General features: G+C 65.0%; 19 protein-coding genes. 6 read left to right on the top strand and 13 right to left on the bottom strand.

Annotated elements, in window-relative coordinates:
* Positions 1-99 precede the first annotated feature (99 nt).
* From ACQP1G_RS02750 to ACQP1G_RS02725, 6 genes are all read left to right on the top strand, one after another.
* Positions 100-744, top strand: a complete 645-nt coding sequence (locus ACQP1G_RS02750; RefSeq protein WP_433198018.1) for an FMN-dependent NADH-azoreductase — start codon at positions 100-102, stop codon at positions 742-744.
* 38 nt (positions 745-782) lie between these two features.
* On the top strand, positions 783-1,103 hold the full coding sequence (locus tag ACQP1G_RS02745; RefSeq protein WP_433198016.1) for a DMT family transporter: 321 nt from the start codon (positions 783-785) through the stop codon (positions 1,101-1,103).
* A gap of 26 nt (positions 1,104-1,129) precedes the next feature.
* Positions 1,130-1,582, top strand: a complete 453-nt coding sequence (locus tag ACQP1G_RS02740) for an SRPBCC family protein (protein WP_433198014.1) — start codon at positions 1,130-1,132, stop codon at positions 1,580-1,582.
* A gap of 98 nt (positions 1,583-1,680) precedes the next feature.
* Entirely contained in the window at positions 1,681-2,121 is a 441-nt protein-coding gene (locus tag ACQP1G_RS02735) for an OsmC family peroxiredoxin (RefSeq protein WP_433198012.1), read from the top strand.
* A gap of 237 nt (positions 2,122-2,358) precedes the next feature.
* Complete coding sequence (locus ACQP1G_RS02730; RefSeq protein WP_433198010.1) at positions 2,359-2,646, top strand: hypothetical protein; 288 nt, start codon at positions 2,359-2,361, stop codon at positions 2,644-2,646.
* Positions 2,647-2,726: 80 nt separating this feature from the next.
* On the top strand, positions 2,727-3,533 hold the full coding sequence (locus tag ACQP1G_RS02725) for an LLM class flavin-dependent oxidoreductase (protein WP_433198008.1): 807 nt from the start codon (positions 2,727-2,729) through the stop codon (positions 3,531-3,533).
* 107 nt (positions 3,534-3,640) lie between these two features.
* Here the strand turns inward: ACQP1G_RS02725 and ACQP1G_RS02720 are convergent, their stop codons facing one another.
* From ACQP1G_RS02720 to ACQP1G_RS02660, 13 genes are all read right to left on the bottom strand, one after another.
* On the bottom strand, positions 3,641-4,288 hold the full coding sequence (locus ACQP1G_RS02720; protein ID WP_433198006.1) for a VWA domain-containing protein: 648 nt from the start codon (positions 4,286-4,288) through the stop codon (positions 3,641-3,643).
* Between the two features lie 125 nt (positions 4,289-4,413).
* Complete coding sequence (locus ACQP1G_RS02715) at positions 4,414-6,972, bottom strand: ATP-dependent Clp protease ATP-binding subunit (RefSeq protein WP_433198004.1); 2,559 nt, start codon at positions 6,970-6,972, stop codon at positions 4,414-4,416.
* Positions 6,973-7,220: 248 nt separating this feature from the next.
* Complete coding sequence (locus tag ACQP1G_RS02710) at positions 7,221-8,159, bottom strand: esterase/lipase family protein (protein ID WP_433198002.1); 939 nt, start codon at positions 8,157-8,159, stop codon at positions 7,221-7,223.
* A gap of 564 nt (positions 8,160-8,723) precedes the next feature.
* Positions 8,724-9,392 (bottom strand): DUF1772 domain-containing protein, encoded by a 669-nt coding sequence (locus ACQP1G_RS02705; protein WP_433198000.1) that lies wholly within the window; start codon positions 9,390-9,392, stop codon positions 8,724-8,726.
* A gap of 144 nt (positions 9,393-9,536) precedes the next feature.
* Complete coding sequence (locus tag ACQP1G_RS02700) at positions 9,537-10,097, bottom strand: FHA domain-containing protein (RefSeq protein WP_433208074.1); 561 nt, start codon at positions 10,095-10,097, stop codon at positions 9,537-9,539.
* Between the two features lie 251 nt (positions 10,098-10,348).
* The gene (locus ACQP1G_RS02695; protein ID WP_354961709.1) at positions 10,349-10,708 is read right to left on the bottom strand and encodes a histone-like nucleoid-structuring protein Lsr2; all 360 of its coding nucleotides are present in this window, start codon (positions 10,706-10,708) and stop codon (positions 10,349-10,351) included.
* Between the two features lie 115 nt (positions 10,709-10,823).
* Positions 10,824-12,290: a lysine--tRNA ligase gene (lysS, locus tag ACQP1G_RS02690; RefSeq protein WP_433208072.1), complete on the bottom strand. Its 1,467-nt coding sequence runs from the start codon at positions 12,288-12,290 to the stop codon at positions 10,824-10,826.
* Between the two features lie 385 nt (positions 12,291-12,675).
* The gene (locus tag ACQP1G_RS02685) at positions 12,676-13,098 is read right to left on the bottom strand and encodes a rhodanese-like domain-containing protein (RefSeq protein ID WP_433208069.1); all 423 of its coding nucleotides are present in this window, start codon (positions 13,096-13,098) and stop codon (positions 12,676-12,678) included.
* A gap of 8 nt (positions 13,099-13,106) precedes the next feature.
* Entirely contained in the window at positions 13,107-13,661 is a 555-nt protein-coding gene (locus tag ACQP1G_RS02680; protein WP_433208066.1) for a cysteine dioxygenase, read from the bottom strand.
* 221 nt (positions 13,662-13,882) lie between these two features.
* The gene (locus tag ACQP1G_RS02675) at positions 13,883-14,677 is read right to left on the bottom strand and encodes a type III pantothenate kinase (RefSeq protein ID WP_433197998.1); all 795 of its coding nucleotides are present in this window, start codon (positions 14,675-14,677) and stop codon (positions 13,883-13,885) included.
* Positions 14,678-14,681: 4 nt separating this feature from the next.
* On the bottom strand, positions 14,682-15,170 hold the full coding sequence (gene panD / locus ACQP1G_RS02670) for an aspartate 1-decarboxylase (protein WP_433197996.1): 489 nt from the start codon (positions 15,168-15,170) through the stop codon (positions 14,682-14,684).
* A gap of 13 nt (positions 15,171-15,183) precedes the next feature.
* Positions 15,184-16,176, bottom strand: a complete 993-nt coding sequence (gene panC / locus ACQP1G_RS02665; protein WP_433197994.1) for a pantoate--beta-alanine ligase — start codon at positions 16,174-16,176, stop codon at positions 15,184-15,186.
* Complete coding sequence (locus ACQP1G_RS02660; RefSeq protein ID WP_433197992.1) at positions 16,173-17,117, bottom strand: Rossmann-like and DUF2520 domain-containing protein; 945 nt, start codon at positions 17,115-17,117, stop codon at positions 16,173-16,175. Before ACQP1G_RS02660 ends, panC begins: the two co-directional genes overlap by 4 nt.
* Between the last annotated feature and the right edge of the window lie 211 nt (positions 17,118-17,328).

Raw genomic sequence — 17,328 nt, 5'->3', positions numbered from 1 at the left:
CAGAGAAGTGGACAGAATGTCCAGTTGTCGCTACAGTCGATCTCGTCATCAACCGGACAGTATGTCCAGTTAACTGTGTTGCTACAGAAGAGGCCGATCATGAGCACCTTGTTGCATCTGGATGCCAGCGCCCGGCGCCGTTCCATCAGCCGGGAACTGAGCGCCGAATTCGCCGAGGCGTGGCGCATCGCCAATCCGGACGGCGGCTACATCTACCGCGACCTGGCGGCCGAGCCCGTGCCCTTCATCGACGAGGCATGGACCGAACTGTGCGACGCCGTACTCGCGCAGCCCACAACCGACCTGGACCGCCTCGCCACCTTGGTCCGCACGCCGGAACAGTCCGCCGCCTGGGCGATCGTGCAACCGCTGCTGGCCGACGTGCTGGCCGCCGATGTGATCCTGATCGGCACCCCGATGTACAACTATTCGATTCCCGCCGCACTCAAAGCCTGGCTGGACCAGATCACCTTCCCGCGAATGTCACTGGGAGACAGACGATTCGTTGTCGCGACCGCGCGCGGCGGGTCCTACACACCCGGCGCACCGAAGGCGGCCTTCGACTATCAGGAGCGCTACCTGCGCGACTTCTTCGCCGGCCACTTCGCCGTCACCGACACCGTATTCGTCAACGCGGAACTCGCCAATGCCAGGCAGGATCCGGCACTGGCGCACTTGCGCGGCAAGCATGACGAGTCCTTGTCCGCCGCAATGGAATCCGCGCGCAAGCTCGCTGGCCGCTAGCGACTGCTGGTAGGTCGCTCGAAAGGATCGAAGTACTGATGAATTGGATCGTTCTCGGCATCGCCGGACTGGTGGAGATCATCTGGTCGCAGAGCATCAAGCCGACGGAGAATTTCACCCGCCTCGTCCCCACCGTCATCTGCTTCGTACTCGGCGCGGTCGCGGTGTACCTGCTGTCGCGGGCCATGCAGACGCTGCCGGTCGGCACCGCCTACGCGATCTTCACCGGGATCGGGGCCATCGGGGCCATCGGCCTCGGCGTTGTGGTCAATAAAGATCCGATGAGCGCGGGTCGGCTGCTGTCGCTATCGCTGATCCTCGGCGGCATCGTGCTCGCGCGCGTCACCAATCCGGAATGAGGACGCGCGGCGGTACAGTCCGAACCATGGTCGAACCGGTACGGGTACCCGATCTGTCGTCGCGGCCCTATGGGCTCGAGGTGCAGCGCGCGATGGCCGCGCCGCCACCGGTGCTCTACCGCGCCTGGACAGAGCGGTTCGACCACTGGTTCGCGGCCCCCGGCTCGGTCCTGATGCGCCCGGCCGTGAACGAGCCGTTCTTCTTCGAAACCGACTATCAGGGCATGCGCAGCCCGCACTACGGACGGTTCCTGCACTTGGTTCCGGACCAGGTGGTCGAGCTGACCTGGGTGACCGGGGCGGGCGGCACCGAGGGTACGGAGACCGTGTTGACGGTCGAATTCACGCCGAAGGACTCCGGCACTCGACTTCGACTGGCGCACGCGGGATTTGCCGATGAGCCCACCCGCGACCGGCATTCGCAGGCGTGGCCGCTCGTGCTCGAACAACTCGATCAGCGCACTGCGGAACCGGCCTGACACGGCCTTTGGAACAGGCTGCCACCTCGGAACCCACCGCGTGCGCGGCGGGGGTAGGTTCGACTGCGAATCGTGATTCACACATCGAAAGGACTGTGATGCCCACACGTACCGCGCGCACCGCTTGGACCGGCGGCCTGCAGGACGGTTCCGGTCAGGTCGAGCTGGCAAGTTCCGGTGTCGGCAAGTACGACGTCTCCTTCCCCAAGCGCGCCGCCGACGATGCCGACGGCACCACCAGCCCCGAGGAATTGATCGCGGCCGCTCATTCCTCCTGCTTCGCCATGGCCCTCTCGGCCCAGATCGCCAACGCGGGCGGCACGCCCGAGAGCCTGGACGTCACCGCCGATGTAACCCTCGGCCCGGACCCCGCTGGCGGATTCCGCATCAGCGCCATCGAACTCACCGTCCGCGGCCGGGTCTCCGGCCTCGATGCCGACGGTTTCGCCGCTGCGGCGGCTGCCGCCAAGGCGGGCTGCCCGGTCAGCAAGGCCCTCGCCGGCGTGGACAACATCACCCTCGACGCCGCCCTCGCCTGACTTCCCGGCTCCTCGCACACCGCATAGTGCGAGTGCGAGGAGCCCAGTGGCTATGCGAGTACCTCCGGCAACATCCTGGCCAACTGCCGCACGCGGGCCGTGCCGCGCGCCGGCAAACATCGGGTATCTCCGGCGCTGAAGGCCGTTTGCCAACCCAACGTATACGCGTGCAGGCGTACGACGAATATCGTCGGCAGGCCGATGTCGGGGAGGGGATGTCGGGAGCAGGGTTGGCGCATGAACCTTTTCACACAACCCGAGGCCATGACCTTTTTGGCCGATCACTATGACGACGGCTGGCATCCATGGCCGTTCTTCTGGATCTTTCCGTTGCTGTTCTGGGTCACCTTCATCGTCATCGTGGTATTCGCGCGGCGGCGGTTCTGGGGACACCAGAGCGGAATCGGTGTGCTGCGTACCGCATTCGCGCGTGGCGAGATCACCGAGGATCAATATCGGAGTCGACTGGCAGTGCTGCGTGAACGCGGTGGCACACCGCGCGGCGGCGAAACTCCCACCACCTGAGCCGCATTCGACAAAGGCCGTGCCCGCCGCCCCGGCCCCACCAGCGGCGGTCACCGCAACGCATCACAGGAGACCACACCATGAGCATGACCTTCGGAATCGTTATCACACCGCGATCGGGCGCCGAATGGGCCCGCGCGGCACAGAGTGCCGAGCAGCAGGGCTACCGGACGATCCTGCTTCCGGACACACTGAACACCGCATCGCCCTTCCCAACGCTCGCGGCCGCCGCTGCGGTGACCACCACGGTCCGGCTGCGCCCGAACGTGCTGGCCGCTCCCCTGCGCACGCCGGCCGCCACCGTGCGGGAAACCGCGGCACTGCAACTGCTTTCGGACGGACGATTCGAACTCGCCATCGGGTCGGGGCGTCCCGATGCAAGTGCCGAGGCCGAACGGCTCGGTATGCCTTGGGGTTCGGCGGCCCAACGCCGCGAGCAACTCATCGCCACCGTGCATGCCGTACGCGAACAGGTCGATCCGGCGCCACCGATCGTCGTCGCCGCGAACGGACCTCGAATGCTCACTGTCGCAGCGAGTTTCGCCGATCGGGTGCTGCTGGCCGCCGGGCCGGAGGCCACCGAGGCCGATCTCGCCGATATGGTGCGGGTGGTCCGGGACAACACCGATCGCGATGTGCGCTTCACCCACCAATTGGTGGGCGTCGGCGATGAGCTGCCGTTCTGGCTGAGCAAGCGGCTCGGTCTCACCGCGGATGGACTGCGGGCGGCCGGATCGGCGGGTGTGCTCGACCGTGATCCGGCGACCGTCGCCGAGGTGCTCGAATACCGCAGGGAGAAGTACGGAATCGATGAGCTGATCGTCCCCGGCGAACTGACTCGCGCCTTCGCCCCGGCACTCGCCCGGTTCGCAGACCCCACTGGCTGAGCGCGCCCCCGGAGCGGAATACCGAACGCCGCGGTCGCAATTCCCGCGACCGCGGCGTTGCGCCGACAGACGCGCGCCCTCGATCGGCCCCCAGCATGTCCGCGAAGCTACTTCCCGTCCGGATTCGCCGCCCGCCGTTCGGCATCGGTGAAACCATCCACAGCCTGCCCGGGCGCGGCCATACTGCGCCGCGCCGAATACGCCGCCGCCGAAGCGAAGACGCCGGCCGTACCCGCCGGCGTCGCGCCGTAGGTGAGCGAGCGACGCGGATCGAAGCCCAGTTCGGAGCCGACGGCCACCGCATCCATATTCGCGCCGAGGAATACGAAGTCCCAGGAGTACACCTCCTGCTGCTGAGTGATCAGCGCCCGCACCGCGGCATGCGTCCACTCCCGACTGGAATTCTCGTGCCCGTCAGTGAGCACCACGACGATCACCGTGCCCGGCCGCTCGTGCTCGGGACGGCCGGCGAGTTCGGTGCCGACGTCCGTGACGAGTCGCCCCACCGCGTCATAGAGCGCGGTACTGCCGCGCGGCTGCAGGCTCAGCGGGGGCACCTCGCCGATCGGCCGGTTGGCATAGACCAGTTCGTATTCGGTATCGAACTGAGCAAGCGTCACCAGTGTCGTCTTCGGCACCTTGCGCTGTTCCTCGATGTAGGCATCGAAGCCGCCCTCGGTATCGGATTTGATCGACTGCATGGAACCCGAACGATCCAACAGTACGGCGATCAATGTCAGATCCGAATTTGTCATCCAGCACCCCCGTGGTTGTTATTCGACGATCGCTCCCCACGGTACGCCGCTGCTCGAGCCTGCGAATTCCAGAAAAATGCCGCCCACCGGAAACCCGGTGAGCGGCATTTTCCAGCGATTCGGACTTACTCGCCAGCGGCCTCGGCCACGGTGCCTTCGCCCGCACCCGTGAGCACGACCTCCGGCTTCTCCTCCGTCGCGGGCGCCTTGGTCAACTTCGCCTTACCGGTGAAGGTGAACTTCGCGTTCTCGCCGGAGCCCTCGCCGTCCCAGCCTTCGACGTCGACCACGATGGTCTGACCCGGACCGATCTCGCCGAAGAGGATCTTCTCCGACAGCTGGTCCTCGATCTCGCGCTGGATGGTCCGACGCAGCGGCCGAGCGCCGAGCACCGGATCGAAGCCGCGCTTGGCCAACAGCGCCTTGCCCTGCGGAGCCAGCTCGATCTCCATGTCCTTGTTCTTCAGCTGCACGGCGACGCGGCCGATCATCAGGTCCACCATTTGCACGATCTGCTCGGTCGTCAGCTGGTGGAAGACGATCACGTCGTCGATGCGGTTGAGGAACTCGGGCCGGAAGTGCTTCTTCAGCTCGTCGTTGACCTTGAGCTTCATCCGCTCATAGTTCGAACCCTCGGCATTGCTCTGGGTGAAGCCCAGACCAACGGCCTTGGAGATATCCGAGGTACCCAGGTTCGAGGTGAAGATCAGCACGGTGTTCTTGAAGTCGACCGTACGACCCTGACCGTCGGTGAGACGACCATCCTCGAGGACCTGCAACAGGGTGTTGTAGATCTCCTGATGTGCCTTTTCGATCTCGTCGAACAGCACGACCGAGAACGGCTTGCGGCGCACCTTTTCGGTGAGCTGGCCGCCCTCTTCGTAGCCCACGTACCCGGGCGGGGCACCGAAGAGCCGCGATGCGGTGAAGCGGTCGTGGAACTCGCCCATATCGATCTGGATGAGCGCGTCGTCGTCGCCGAACAGGAAGTTCGCCAGCGACTTGGCCAGCTCGGTCTTACCGACACCGGACGGACCGGCGAAGATGAACGAGCCCGAGGGACGCTTGGGATCCTTCAGACCGGCACGTGTACGGCGGATCGCCTTGGAGACGGCCTTGACCGCATCCTCCTGGCCGATGATCCGCTTGTGCAGCTCGTCCTCCATGCGGAGCAGACGGGTGGTCTCCTCCTCGGTGAGCTTGAACACCGGAATACCGGTCCAGTTGGCCAGCACCTCTGCGATCTGCTCGTCGTCGACCTCGGCCACGACATCCAGATCACCGGAGCGCCACTGCTTTTCGCGCTCGGCGCGCTTGGCGACCAGCTGCTTTTCCTTATCGCGCAGTCGCGCCGCCTTCTCGAAGTCCTGCGCGTCGATGGCGCTTTCCTTCTCCCGACGCGCATCGGCGATCTTGTCGTCGAATTCGCGCAGGTCCGGCGGAGCGGTCATGCGACGGATGCGCATGCGCGCACCGGCCTCGTCGATCAGGTCGATCGCCTTGTCCGGCAGGAACCGGTCGTTGATGTAGCGGTCGGCCAGCGTCGCCGCGGCCACCAGCGCACCGTCGGTGATGGACACCCGGTGGTGCGCCTCGTAGCGGTCGCGCAGACCCTTGAGGATATTGATGGTGTGCTCGACCGTCGGCTCGCCGACCTGCACCGGCTGGAACCGGCGCTCCAGGGCGGCGTCCTTCTCGATGTACTTGCGGTACTCGTCGAGGGTGGTCGCACCGATGGTCTGCAGCTCGCCACGGGCCAGCTTCGGCTTCAGGATCGAAGCCGCGTCGATGGCGCCCTCGGCGGCACCCGCACCGACGAGCGTGTGCAGCTCATCGATGAACAGGATGATGTCGCCGCGGGTGTTGATCTCCTTGAGCACCTTCTTCAGGCGCTCTTCGAAGTCACCGCGGTAGCGGCTGCCCGCGACCAGGGAACCCAGGTCGAGGGTGTAGAGCTGCTTATCCTTCAGCGTCTCGGGGACCTCACCGTTGACGATGGCCTGTGCCAGACCCTCGACCACGGCGGTCTTACCGACACCGGGCTCGCCGATGAGGACCGGGTTGTTCTTGGTGCGGCGGCTCAGCACCTGCATCACGCGCTCGATTTCCTTCGAGCGGCCGATGACCGGGTCGAGCTTGCCCTCGAGGGCGGCCTGGGTCAGGTTGCGTCCGAACTGGTCGAGCACCAGCGAGGTGGACGGTGTCCCGGCCTCGCCGCGCGAACCGGATTCGACCGGCTCCTTGCCCTGATATCCGGACAGCAGCTGGATAACCTGCTGGCGCACCCGGTTGAGATCGGCACCCAGCTTCACCAGCACCTGCGCCGCGACACCCTCACCTTCACGGATCAGGCCGAGCAGAATGTGCTCGGTGCCGATGTAGTTGTGGCCGAGCTGCAGCGCCTCGCGCAGGCTCAGTTCCAGCACCTTCTTGGCACGCGGGGTGAACGGGATATGACCGGACGGAGCCTGCTGGCCCTGTCCGATGATCTCCTCCACCTGGCTGCGCACACCCTCCAGCGAAATACCAAGGGACTCCAGCGACTTCGCCGCTACGCCCTCGCCCTCGTGGATCAACCCAAGCAGGATGTGCTCGGTGCCGATGTAGTTGTGGTTGAGCATCCGGGCCTCTTCTTGGGCCAGGACAACGACGCGCCTCGCGCGGTCGGTGAACCTCTCGAACATCGCTCCCTCACTCTCCTGCTCCGACATTCTGGCGTCCGACGCTTCTGTGGCGTCAGCCTGCCATGAAGCCCGGGGGTTGCGGCCCCGGCCTCCACTCTAGTTGGCAGGGGATTACGCCGCCTCCAGTCCACCCTATTGGGGACCGGCGACAGCACGGTCATTCACTCATAACGTGCTAGTTGCGGGATACGTTTCCGCTCAGGTTTTGCCCTCAGCGAAATCGCCGTCCGCGCTTCCCACGTGTGGTGCTAGCCGGTGAACGGCGGAACGAACTCGCACGGCACCTCGCGCGCGTGCGCCGGATCGAGGGCATTGAGGACGAAGCGGGCGGTGCGGGGGCTGCCCGCGATAGCCAGATGTTCGGAGAAGTCGGACGCGCAACCGTCCTGTACGACGATGTTCGTCGCATTCGTCCCGGTCACGAAACCCGAGCTGTAAGGGACGACGATCTCGTCGAGGCTCGCCATGATGTTGGTGTAGGTGATGCCGGGAACGTAGACGCCGTCGCTGTTGAGGTCCCGCAGGAAGGCGGAGTCGCGCAGCAGTTCGGTGCAGGCCTGGCACAGCGAACCCACCGCGGCCTGGAAGTAGGGCCCGGCCCCGAGCCGGTCGGCGAATGCGGCCATATCCGCACCGCCGCCCGCATTGGAGCCGCGCCAGGCCGGTCCGATCGATACATATCTATCGATCTTGTCCGCACCGCCGAGCCGCTTCGCGTAGTAGTTCGGCATGACGCTGCCCTGGGAATGTCCGACAACATCCACCTTGCTCGCCCCCGTCGCCGCGAGCACCCGATCCACGAACGCGCCGAACTCCACTGCGCTCTGCTCGATCTGCAGCATCCCGCCCACCGCGGAGATCGGCCACGGCAGGTCGTAGGCGCCGTATGTCAGCGCGTAGACGCAGTAACCCTCGTTGGCGAGCAACGGCGCATAGGGTCCCCAGTTCGTCTGCGCACCACCACCGGTGCCGTGTGCCAGCACCACGGGGTTGGGATGCTCGGCGCTCGGCTTGCACGACCAGTCATTGGACCCCGGCAGCGAGCCACCATGATTGATCAGCTCATTCGGAACCCCCGCGAAGAAGTTGTAGTCGACCGGATACTCGGCCTGCGCCGGCCCCGCCGCACCGACCCACACCGCGGCCAGTACGGATACGACGAGTGCGGACCACGGAACACGCCACATGGAGACCTCCGAAAGTCTGGAACGTGTTCCAGAACGTAGCGCAACTTACGACCGCTACGGAGGCAGTTCGGTCAACTGGCCGACCGAATCTCAGTTCGTGGGCATCGGGCGGCGCACGGTGATCGAAATCCGGGACTGGTCATCGACGACGACGCCACCCGATACCTCCGGGCGAGGCATCCTTCGGAGCAGCCGGGGGCTTACTACTGGCGAGTACCACGGGTCGAGGTAGGCACATCCGGACGTGCGCTGTAAGCGGGCGAATGTGCGCAATGGCGCGCGGGGGAATGGGCACCGACGGCCGGTTCAGCGTCCGGTACGAACCCTGCCGGGGTGACACCGTTTCCGCCCGCCGAGCGGCTGTCAGGCGCGTTCCAGAGGTCGCGCCAACTGATCACTACCCGTCCCGCCCGCAACGGTCACCGGAACGGCGAAATGGGCGCGCCCGCCGCGTCTTCTTCGCGAGAACGGTCGCCGCCCTACTGGATTCGGAGTTGCTATCCCAAAACCGCCGCCGGCGAGTCGATTACTGATCGACTCGCCGGCGGCGGCACAGATAGCCACCTAACCGAGGTGATGTGCCCCCGCCGGGTGCGCGGTGGACTGCCCAAATGCGTACTGCTGGGCCATGATCGGTGCGCGGTACGGTGCACCGACGGTCTGCGGGCCGGCACCGGACGCCGACTGCTCCCGCGAAACATGTTGTGTGGCAACCGAACCCGATGCCTGTGTGCGACCGTGCTGGATACCCGCGACGAACAGCGCACCGCACAGCACCAGGAAGGCCAGCGTGTGCAGGATTGCCCGGATGATATTCCAACGCACCCAAGCGGATTCGAAATCGGCGCGCACCTTGGCCAGGTCACCGATCTGGGCCGGATCGCCCGCGGCCGCCAGCTGATCGTTCAGCGGCACATTCAGTCCGGAGGTGACCGCGAAGGCGATCACATTGAGCACAAGGGCTACACCGAGCCAGATCAGCGTGGTGCGGTGATCCTTGCCCAGGTGCAACGCCGCCGCCAGGATGGTGAAGCCGACGGTGCCCATGAATCCGATCATGAACCACGGATTGATGATGACCACGTTGATCTTCTGCATCAGATCGATCATCGCGCGGTCATCGGTGCGGTTCAGCGCGGGCATCACCGACGTCGCATAAGCGTAGAAAACGCCCGCGATCAGGCCGGTTGCGAGGGTGGCCGCCACCAGCGCGGCGAGTCGTAGCGCGAACATGAATTTCTCCTACCTCGAAATCCGGACCTGATCCGATTTACTCGGTCCGGCGATGACTCGAGTACATCGGTTTCCATGGAGACCATCCATGGTTGAAGCGCTCGGCCACCTAAGCCATCGTCCACAGCCCACAGGGGAACGGGCTCACAAGTCCCTATCAGAGATCAACCCGCTCTGCATGGCCAAACCGGCCAGTCGGACCCTTTTTTGATTCTGTGGCAGATTTTCCACACCAAACTTGGCGAACAGTGCCCGCAGATGGGTCTTGATCGCGTCCACACTGAGGAACAATTCCTCGGCGATCTGCTGATTCGAAGCCGGAGTCGCGAAACCCGCCCCGTTCTTATACGGACGGCACAGTGCGACCAGCACCGACCGCTGAGTGTCGGTCAGCGAGCGCAGCGTGGGAATGGCGCCGGTCGAGGTCCGTGTCGCATCATCGGTCACGCCCCCGAAATCGTGGAACGACACCAGCGAAGTGCCGACCCGGATCCGATCGCCCGCCATCAGGCGGCGACGGCCGACCAATCGCTCACCGTTGATGAAGGTGCCGTTGCGGGACAGGCCGTCGTCGACGATGGTCCAGTGTGTGCCAAGGTATTCGATCGCGGCATGCAGCCGCGAGACCTCGGCGTCCCAGCGCAGCGCCACATCGGCCTGCGGGGACCGGCCAATGGTTACGCGCTGCTGGTCCAGGGTGAGCATCAACTCCTGCTGACGACCCGAGTCATCAGTGAATCGCAACAACGATCCGATGAAACCGGTCACTGTGCCGATACCTCATCTCTCCATACCGCCAGCGACGTCCTACGCACAGTTCCATGGTGCCGCGTCCTGGTACCGCGAGCAAGATCGAATCGACTCCCGGCCTTCTTCATATCGAAGGCGTATCACAAACGAGCCGCCGCCCGGGCGTCGCACGATTCGCCCGGGCGGCGGCCCAATAAATTAAGAACTCAGCCCTTCGCGGCCTTGTTGTACGCGTCGGTGATGTCGGCCGAGATACGGCCCCGCGCGGACACCTTGTGTCCATTCCGGCGCGCCCACTCACGAATTGCCGCGCTTTGTTCACGATCGATCGAGACCCGACTCTTCGCAGCACCGGGAGCAGCGACCGCAGCCTTGACCCGGCGCCGACCACTCACGCGCCGAGCGCTCGAAACCCACTCTTCCAGCCCGTCGCGCAGCTTCGACGCATTAGCCGACGACAGGTCGATCTCGTACGAGACACCATCGATCGCAAACTCAATGGTCTCGTCCGCGATGGACTCACCGTCGACATCGTCGATCAGGCTAACGGTGACCTTCTTTGCCATGAGATGAACGTCCTCTCGAAATCGTGCGACCCGCATACTAGGCCGATTACCCGAGGCAAGAATACCCCGAATTCCGAAAATTCCAAGACGGGGGCTGAACTATGCAATCCGATCGTCAGCGAGTGACTGGACGCACAATTGGGAACAGTATCGTTTCCCGGATTCCCAATCCCGTCAGTGCCATCAACAAGCGATCGATTCCCATACCGGTACCCGTTGTCGGAGGCATGCCGTGCTCCATCGCGGCAAGGAAGTCCTCGTCGAGCATCATCGCTTCGTCATCACCCTGCGCGGCCAGCCGCGCCTGATCGACGAACCGCTCGCGCTGGATCACCGGATCAACCAACTCCGAATAGCCAGTTGCCAACTCGAAGCCACGCACATAGAGGTCCCACTTCTCGGTAACTCCGGGCTTGCTGCGATGCTGTCTGGTCAGCGGTGATGTCTCCACCGGGAAGTCGCGAACGAAAGTCGGTGCGTAGAGCTTGTCACCGTACTGGTGCTCCCACAGTTCTTCGACCAGTTTGCCGTGGCCATAGCCCTTGTCTTCGGGAATTTCGAGACCGACCCGATCGGCGAGCGCACGCAATTCCTCGATCGACGTTTCCGGTGTCACAGAGACGCCAAGTGCATCGGACAGCGACGGGTACATCTCGACCGTTGCCCACTCGCCGCGAAGATCATATTCGGTGCCATCCGCGAGTGTCACCACCTGCGTCCCGAAGACCTCCTCGGCAACTTCCTGCACCAATTCCCGAACCATCCGCGCGGAGTCATCGTAGGTGCCGTATGCCTGATACGTTTCCAGCATTGCGAACTCCGGCGAATGGGTCGAGTCCGACCCCTCGTTGCGGAAGTTCCTGTTGATCTCGAAGACCTGTTCCAGGCCGCCGACCACACATCTCTTGAGGAACAGTTCCGGCGCAATTCGCAGGTAGAGATCCATATCGAGGGAGTTGGAATGGGTGACGAACGGCCGCGCCGCCGCACCGCCGTGCAGCGTCTGCAGCATCGGCGTCTCTACCTCGAGGAAGCCGCGCCGCTCCAGCGCATTGCGCATCGCCCGCACCACCGCGACCCTGGTCCTGGCCATTTCCCTGGCCTCGGGACGCACGATCAGATCGACATAGCGCTGCCGTACCCGCGACTCCTCGTTCATCTCCTTATGCGCCACCGGCAGCGGCCGCAGGGCCTTGGCCGACATCGACCAGGAATCGGCCATAACACTCAATTCCCCGGTCCGCGAGGAGATCACCTCGCCGTGCACGAATACGAAGTCACCGAGGTCGACATCGGACTTCCAGGCCGCGAGCGCATCGGCGCCGACGCCGTTGAGACTGATCATCGCCTGCAGCTTGGCGCCGTCACCCTCCTGCAGCGTCGCGAAACATAGCTTGCCGGTATTACGCATGAATATGACGCGACCGGCGACACCGACCCGCAGCCCGGTCTGGGTATCCGGCTCGAGCGCCGGATAAGCGGCCCGAATTTCGCCGAGGGTATGCGTGCGCGGCACCACCACCGGATACGCCTCACCGCCATCGGCGATCAGCCGCTCGCGCTTCTCGCGCCGAATCCGCATCTGCTCCGGAACGTCGTCCCCCTCGGGCGCGGGACGGTTGCTGTGCCCCGCAGGAACCGAACCCGCGGAGCGACCGGATGAAGGCGTGTTCGGGGTACTCACGACTGCGCCTCGCTGATGCTCGGCTCCGTCGTGACCACCCGGGTGGCTGTGAATATTCGCTCGCTACGCTCGCCCACGTTCAACAACCCTAGCGGGCACCGGAAATCGATTTGCGGGCCGCCCGGGCATGACCGACCAGTAACGAATCGGCAGCGGCCGGAACGCGCCACAGCGGCCCGATTTCGGGCCTTCCCGGGCACGCCGAATACCCGGCGCGCTCCGGTGCCGAAGCGAAAGCCATTGCACGCCGCTATGTTTCGAGATGGAAGTGGTTCGACCCTAATTACAGCGTCGCGAGTGCCTCGACCTCACGGGCGAAGTGCGGCGCCTGGACACCCACCGTGAGCAGGCTGGCCGCCTTCAACGCTTGATAGCCGCCGATCACATCGGTGGCCCGATGCAGCCCCAGTTCCTGCAGCGCCGCGGCGGCGAGACTGGAGGTGTAGCCCTCGGAGCAGACGACGATCCATTCCACATCGTGATCGGTGGCCAGCGCCAAGCGGGCCGAACTCGACGGGTCCAAGCGCCATTCCAGGACATTCCGTTCGATCACCAGCGCACCCGGTAACGCGCCCTCGCGTGCCCGCTGCGCCTGCGGCCGGATATCCACCAGAATCGCGCCCCGGTCGACCGCCTTCGGCGTTTCGAAGGCATAGATCCGGTTCAGGCGGCCCCGTGCGTTCTCGAGCATCTGATCGATGGTCAAACGGGTCATTACATATCACCTTCGGGCTGGTCGGTGAGGACGGTTCGGGAGCGACGCAAGGTGCCGTGACCGGTCACCTCGTAATAGGACATAGCGGTCAGCGGCGGTGAATAGGCGTGCACGCTGAGGGTGGGGTCGAGTGGACCGGTCGATTCCGCGGCGGCCGGTGCGCGCATCACGTCGTGCACCCAGCCGATCGGGAAAGATGCCTGGTCACCCGCGGTCAGTATGCGTCGGCGCAGTTCTGTTCCGTTCCAACGGAATTCCGAGAGCGCGCCACTGAGCACGGTCAGTGCACCGAGTGATCCGGCATGGTCGTGCAATTCGGTGGACTTGCCCGGTGTCCAGCTGATCAGCCAGACATCGACCTCGTCATCGGAAAGCAGCCGGGTGGCCCAGCGTTCCTCGGCGGGCCATATTCCATTGGCTGGCAACAGATGGTCGTAGCGCCCCGCGAGTACGTCTTCGGCACCCTCGTCGGTCAGCCGGAGCAGATCGGCGGGACGCAGGCGGGTGGGCAATGCGGAGGAGACGGCGCGATCGAGCGGCGGGGTAACCGTCAGGGCGCTACGCGCGGAATTGACGGAAAGAACAGAAGAACGCATGAGCGAATCTCCAGGAGTATGTCAACGGTCGAGGGACTTGGTCAGCCTCGAACGGTCGAGGCAGGTCAGCCTCGACAACACTCCTGGGTGCGCACGCGGGAATACACGGACGCGAGTGTAGCAGTGCAAAAACCGGCCGCAAAGCGGCCGGTCATGCGCGCACACCCAGGGTGGGCGTATCAACCACCCTTACGGCGCTGATTGCGCTCGTAGACCAGGCGCAATCCGGTCAATGTGAGATGCGGCTCATGGTGGTCGATGGTCTCCGATTCCGGCGCGATCAACGGCGCAGTGGCACCGGTCGCGACCACCGCGACATCATCACCGGCGAACGCGTCGAATTCATCGCGAATCCGATCGATCAGCCCGTCCACCAAACCCGCGAAGCCGAAAATCGCCCCGGATTGGATGGCCTCGACGGTGTTCTTACCGACCACCGAACGCGGCCGCGCCAACTCGACCCGACGCAATGCGGCACGCTCGATCAGCGCCTCACTGGAGATCTCCACACCCGGTGCGAGTACCCCGCCGAGAAACTCGCCCTTCGCCGACACCAGATCAACTGTGGTGGCGGTGCCGAAATCCACGACAATCGCGGCCGTGCCGAAACGATGATGTGCGGCAAGGGTGTTCACGATGCGGTCGGCGCCGATTTCCTTGGGATTGTCGACCAGCAGCGGAATACCGGTTCGCACACCGGGTTCCACCACGACATGCGGGACATGATCCCAATAGCGATTGAGCATCGATCGTATCTCGCGCAGTACCGGCGGCACCGTGGACAGCGCCGAAACTCCGACGATCTCCTCGACCTGCTCACCGACCAACCCGCGCACCTGCATGGCGAATTCATCCGCGGTCAGCAGCGGATTGGTATGCATCCGCCAGTGCCGTACCAGCTTCGCGTGATTACCGCTGCCCGAGAACAAACCGAGCTCGATACTCGTATTTCGGACATCGATGGTCAGTAGCATCGGCTCAGGCGTGAGCGACGGGCACGGAGGCGGCAGCCTGCGTAACCACGGAGGGCCCCGGGAACGCCGCGCCCGGCACAGCGGTCAGCGAGCGCGGAGTGACCAGACCGGAACCCTCCGGCGCGTGCGCCGGATCGGAGCCGAGGTCGGTCGGCCGATTCCGCTCGTCGACGAAAACAACCTTCGGTGCGTACTCTTTCAGCTCCCGCTCGTCCATCATCCCGTAGGCGATCAGAATGACCAGATCACCCGGATGTACGAGATGTGCTGCGGCGCCGTTGATCCCGATGACACCCGAACCGCGCTCACCGGCGATCACGTAGGTCTCCAGTCGAGCGCCATTGTCGATATCGACAATGCAGACCTGCTCGCCCTCGAGCAGATCGGCGGCATCGAGCAGATCCTGGTCGACAGTCACCGAACCGACGTAGTGCAGATCGGCGTGGGTCACCGTGGCGCGGTGGATCTTCGACTTCATCATGGTGCGCAACATCGCTGTCGCCTTCCTAAATGTTGGCCTGGGCAGGCTGGGAGTCGGTCGCGGCGGTGCGCGAATCGGGAAGTGTCGGGCCGCTGGCGACTGCTCGCTGGTCGCTCGAGACAACACCGCCGCCGTCGACGGGTGCGCCGAGCGCGACGGCGGTGTTGTCGATCAGGCGGGTGGCGCCGACCTTGGCGGCGATGAGCAGTCGCGCATTGCCGTTCGCCGGTGCGGGGCCGAGCGTGGACGATCGCAGTTCGAGGTAGTCGACATCGACACCAGGGGTCGCGTCGAGCACCGCACGCGCGGCCGTGAGCACGGCATCCGCGCCGAGCGCGCCCGCATGCCGACCCGCGGCCAGCGCAGCCGACAGGGCCAGCGCCGATTCGCGCTGTGTCGCATCGAGGTACCGATTGCGCGACGACAGCGCCAAGCCGTCGGGTTCGCGAACCGTCGGCAGCGCGACGATCTTCACATCCATATTCAGATCGCGAACCAGCTGCCGGATCAGCGTGAGCTGCTGGTAATCCTTCTCACCGAAGAACGCCTCGGTCGGGCGCGCGATATTCAGCAGCTTCGCGACCACGGTCAGCATGCCGGCGAAATGCGTCGGCCGGGTGGCGCCTTCGAGCTCGGCACCGATCGGGCCGGGGTGCACGCTGGTGCGCGGGCCATCCGGATACATATCGGACGCGCTCGGCGCGAATACCAGCTCCACCCCCTCCTTGCGCAGCAGCTCCACATCGGCATCGAGGGTGCGCGGGTACTTGTCCAGATCCTCGTTCGCGCCGAACTGCAAGGGGTTCACGAAGATCGAGACGATGACCACCTGGTTGGTCCGCTTGGCTCGCCGCACGATCTCCAGGTGACCCTCATGCAGCGCGCCCATCGTCGGCACCAGTCCGACAGTGCGTCCGACGCCGCGCAGCGCCTTGGAGACCGCGGTGATCATCTCTGGATCGTGGTGCACGGTCAGCTCACCGCGCCGGTACGCGTTGCGCAACTTCGGATCCATCATCGGCCTCCTTCCAGCAGCTCGATCAGAGCCGGATTGGTCTTCGCACGTTCGGCCGTGCGCAGTGACATGGCACGGTAGCCCGCGGCCAATCGGGTATCGACGGCTGCCAGCGCGGCCAGATGTGCGGCAACGGCATCCGCATCACCGCGCGCCACCGGACCGGTCAGCGCAGTCTGGCCGCGGCGCAGCGCGTTATCCAGTGCGGCGGAGGCCAAGGGGGCGAGCAATCGCTCGGCCAAGCCGTTGGGCTGATCGTCGACGATCTGCTGGCCGAGCAGGCCGGGGCCCGCCAGCGCGGCGCGCAAGGCGTCGACCGCATCCAGGATCACCGTGACCAGATGATTACTGCCGTGCGCGAGTGCGGCGTGATAGAGCTGGCGATTCTCTTCCTGCACCCGGACCGGCTCGCCGCCCATCTCGATCACCAGCGATTGCGCGATAGCGAAACCGATCTCGTCGGCGGCGGTGATACCGAAGCAGGCATTGCCGAGCCGGGCGACGTCCTCGTCGTGTCCGGTAAAGGTCATCGCAGGATGAATGGCCAGCGGCAGCGCACCGCGCTCGGCCAGCGGGGCGAGCACGCCGACGCCATTGGCGCCGGAAGTATGCGCGACGATCGCGCCGGGCCGGACCACACCGGCGGAGGCCAGACCGCGCACCAGACCGGGCAGTTCGGCATCGGGCACGGCGAGCAGCAACAGTTCGCTGCGCGCGGCCACATCCTCGACGGGCAGGATTTCCGAATCAGGTAGTCGAGTACGCGCCCGGTGCACGGAGGCATCGGAAATGGCGGCGACGCCGAACACCACGTGTCCGGCTCGCTCGAGTGCCGCCCCGAGGGCTGAGCCGACGCGTCCCGCCGAGACGATTCCCACCGTCAGACGTGCAGGCGCGGGGTCACCCGAAGCAGCATTGTCAGAGTTGACGCTTCTCGAGGTCAACGTTGTCCTCTCGATGTCGTTCCAGTCCCGCGCAAGCGGGTACCAGACGTTACGTCCCGAGGATATCGGCCCACGGTTCGCAGAAGCCACAGGGCACCCCGTGATTTACACCGCAGTGTTGTTGGCCGCGCGGGCGCGACCCGTTCGCGGCCCCCTTGGTCTCGCGTCCGAGCCGTCGAGACTCGCGCCTGCGGCGCATCGCTTCGACGAC

The sequence above is a fragment of the Nocardia sp. CA-107356 genome (assembly GCF_050946365.1).
Lineage (GTDB): Bacteria > Actinomycetota > Actinomycetes > Mycobacteriales > Mycobacteriaceae > Nocardia.
The sequence above is the reverse complement of the archived record's forward strand: the minus strand, read 5'-3'. Positions and strand labels throughout refer to the sequence as shown.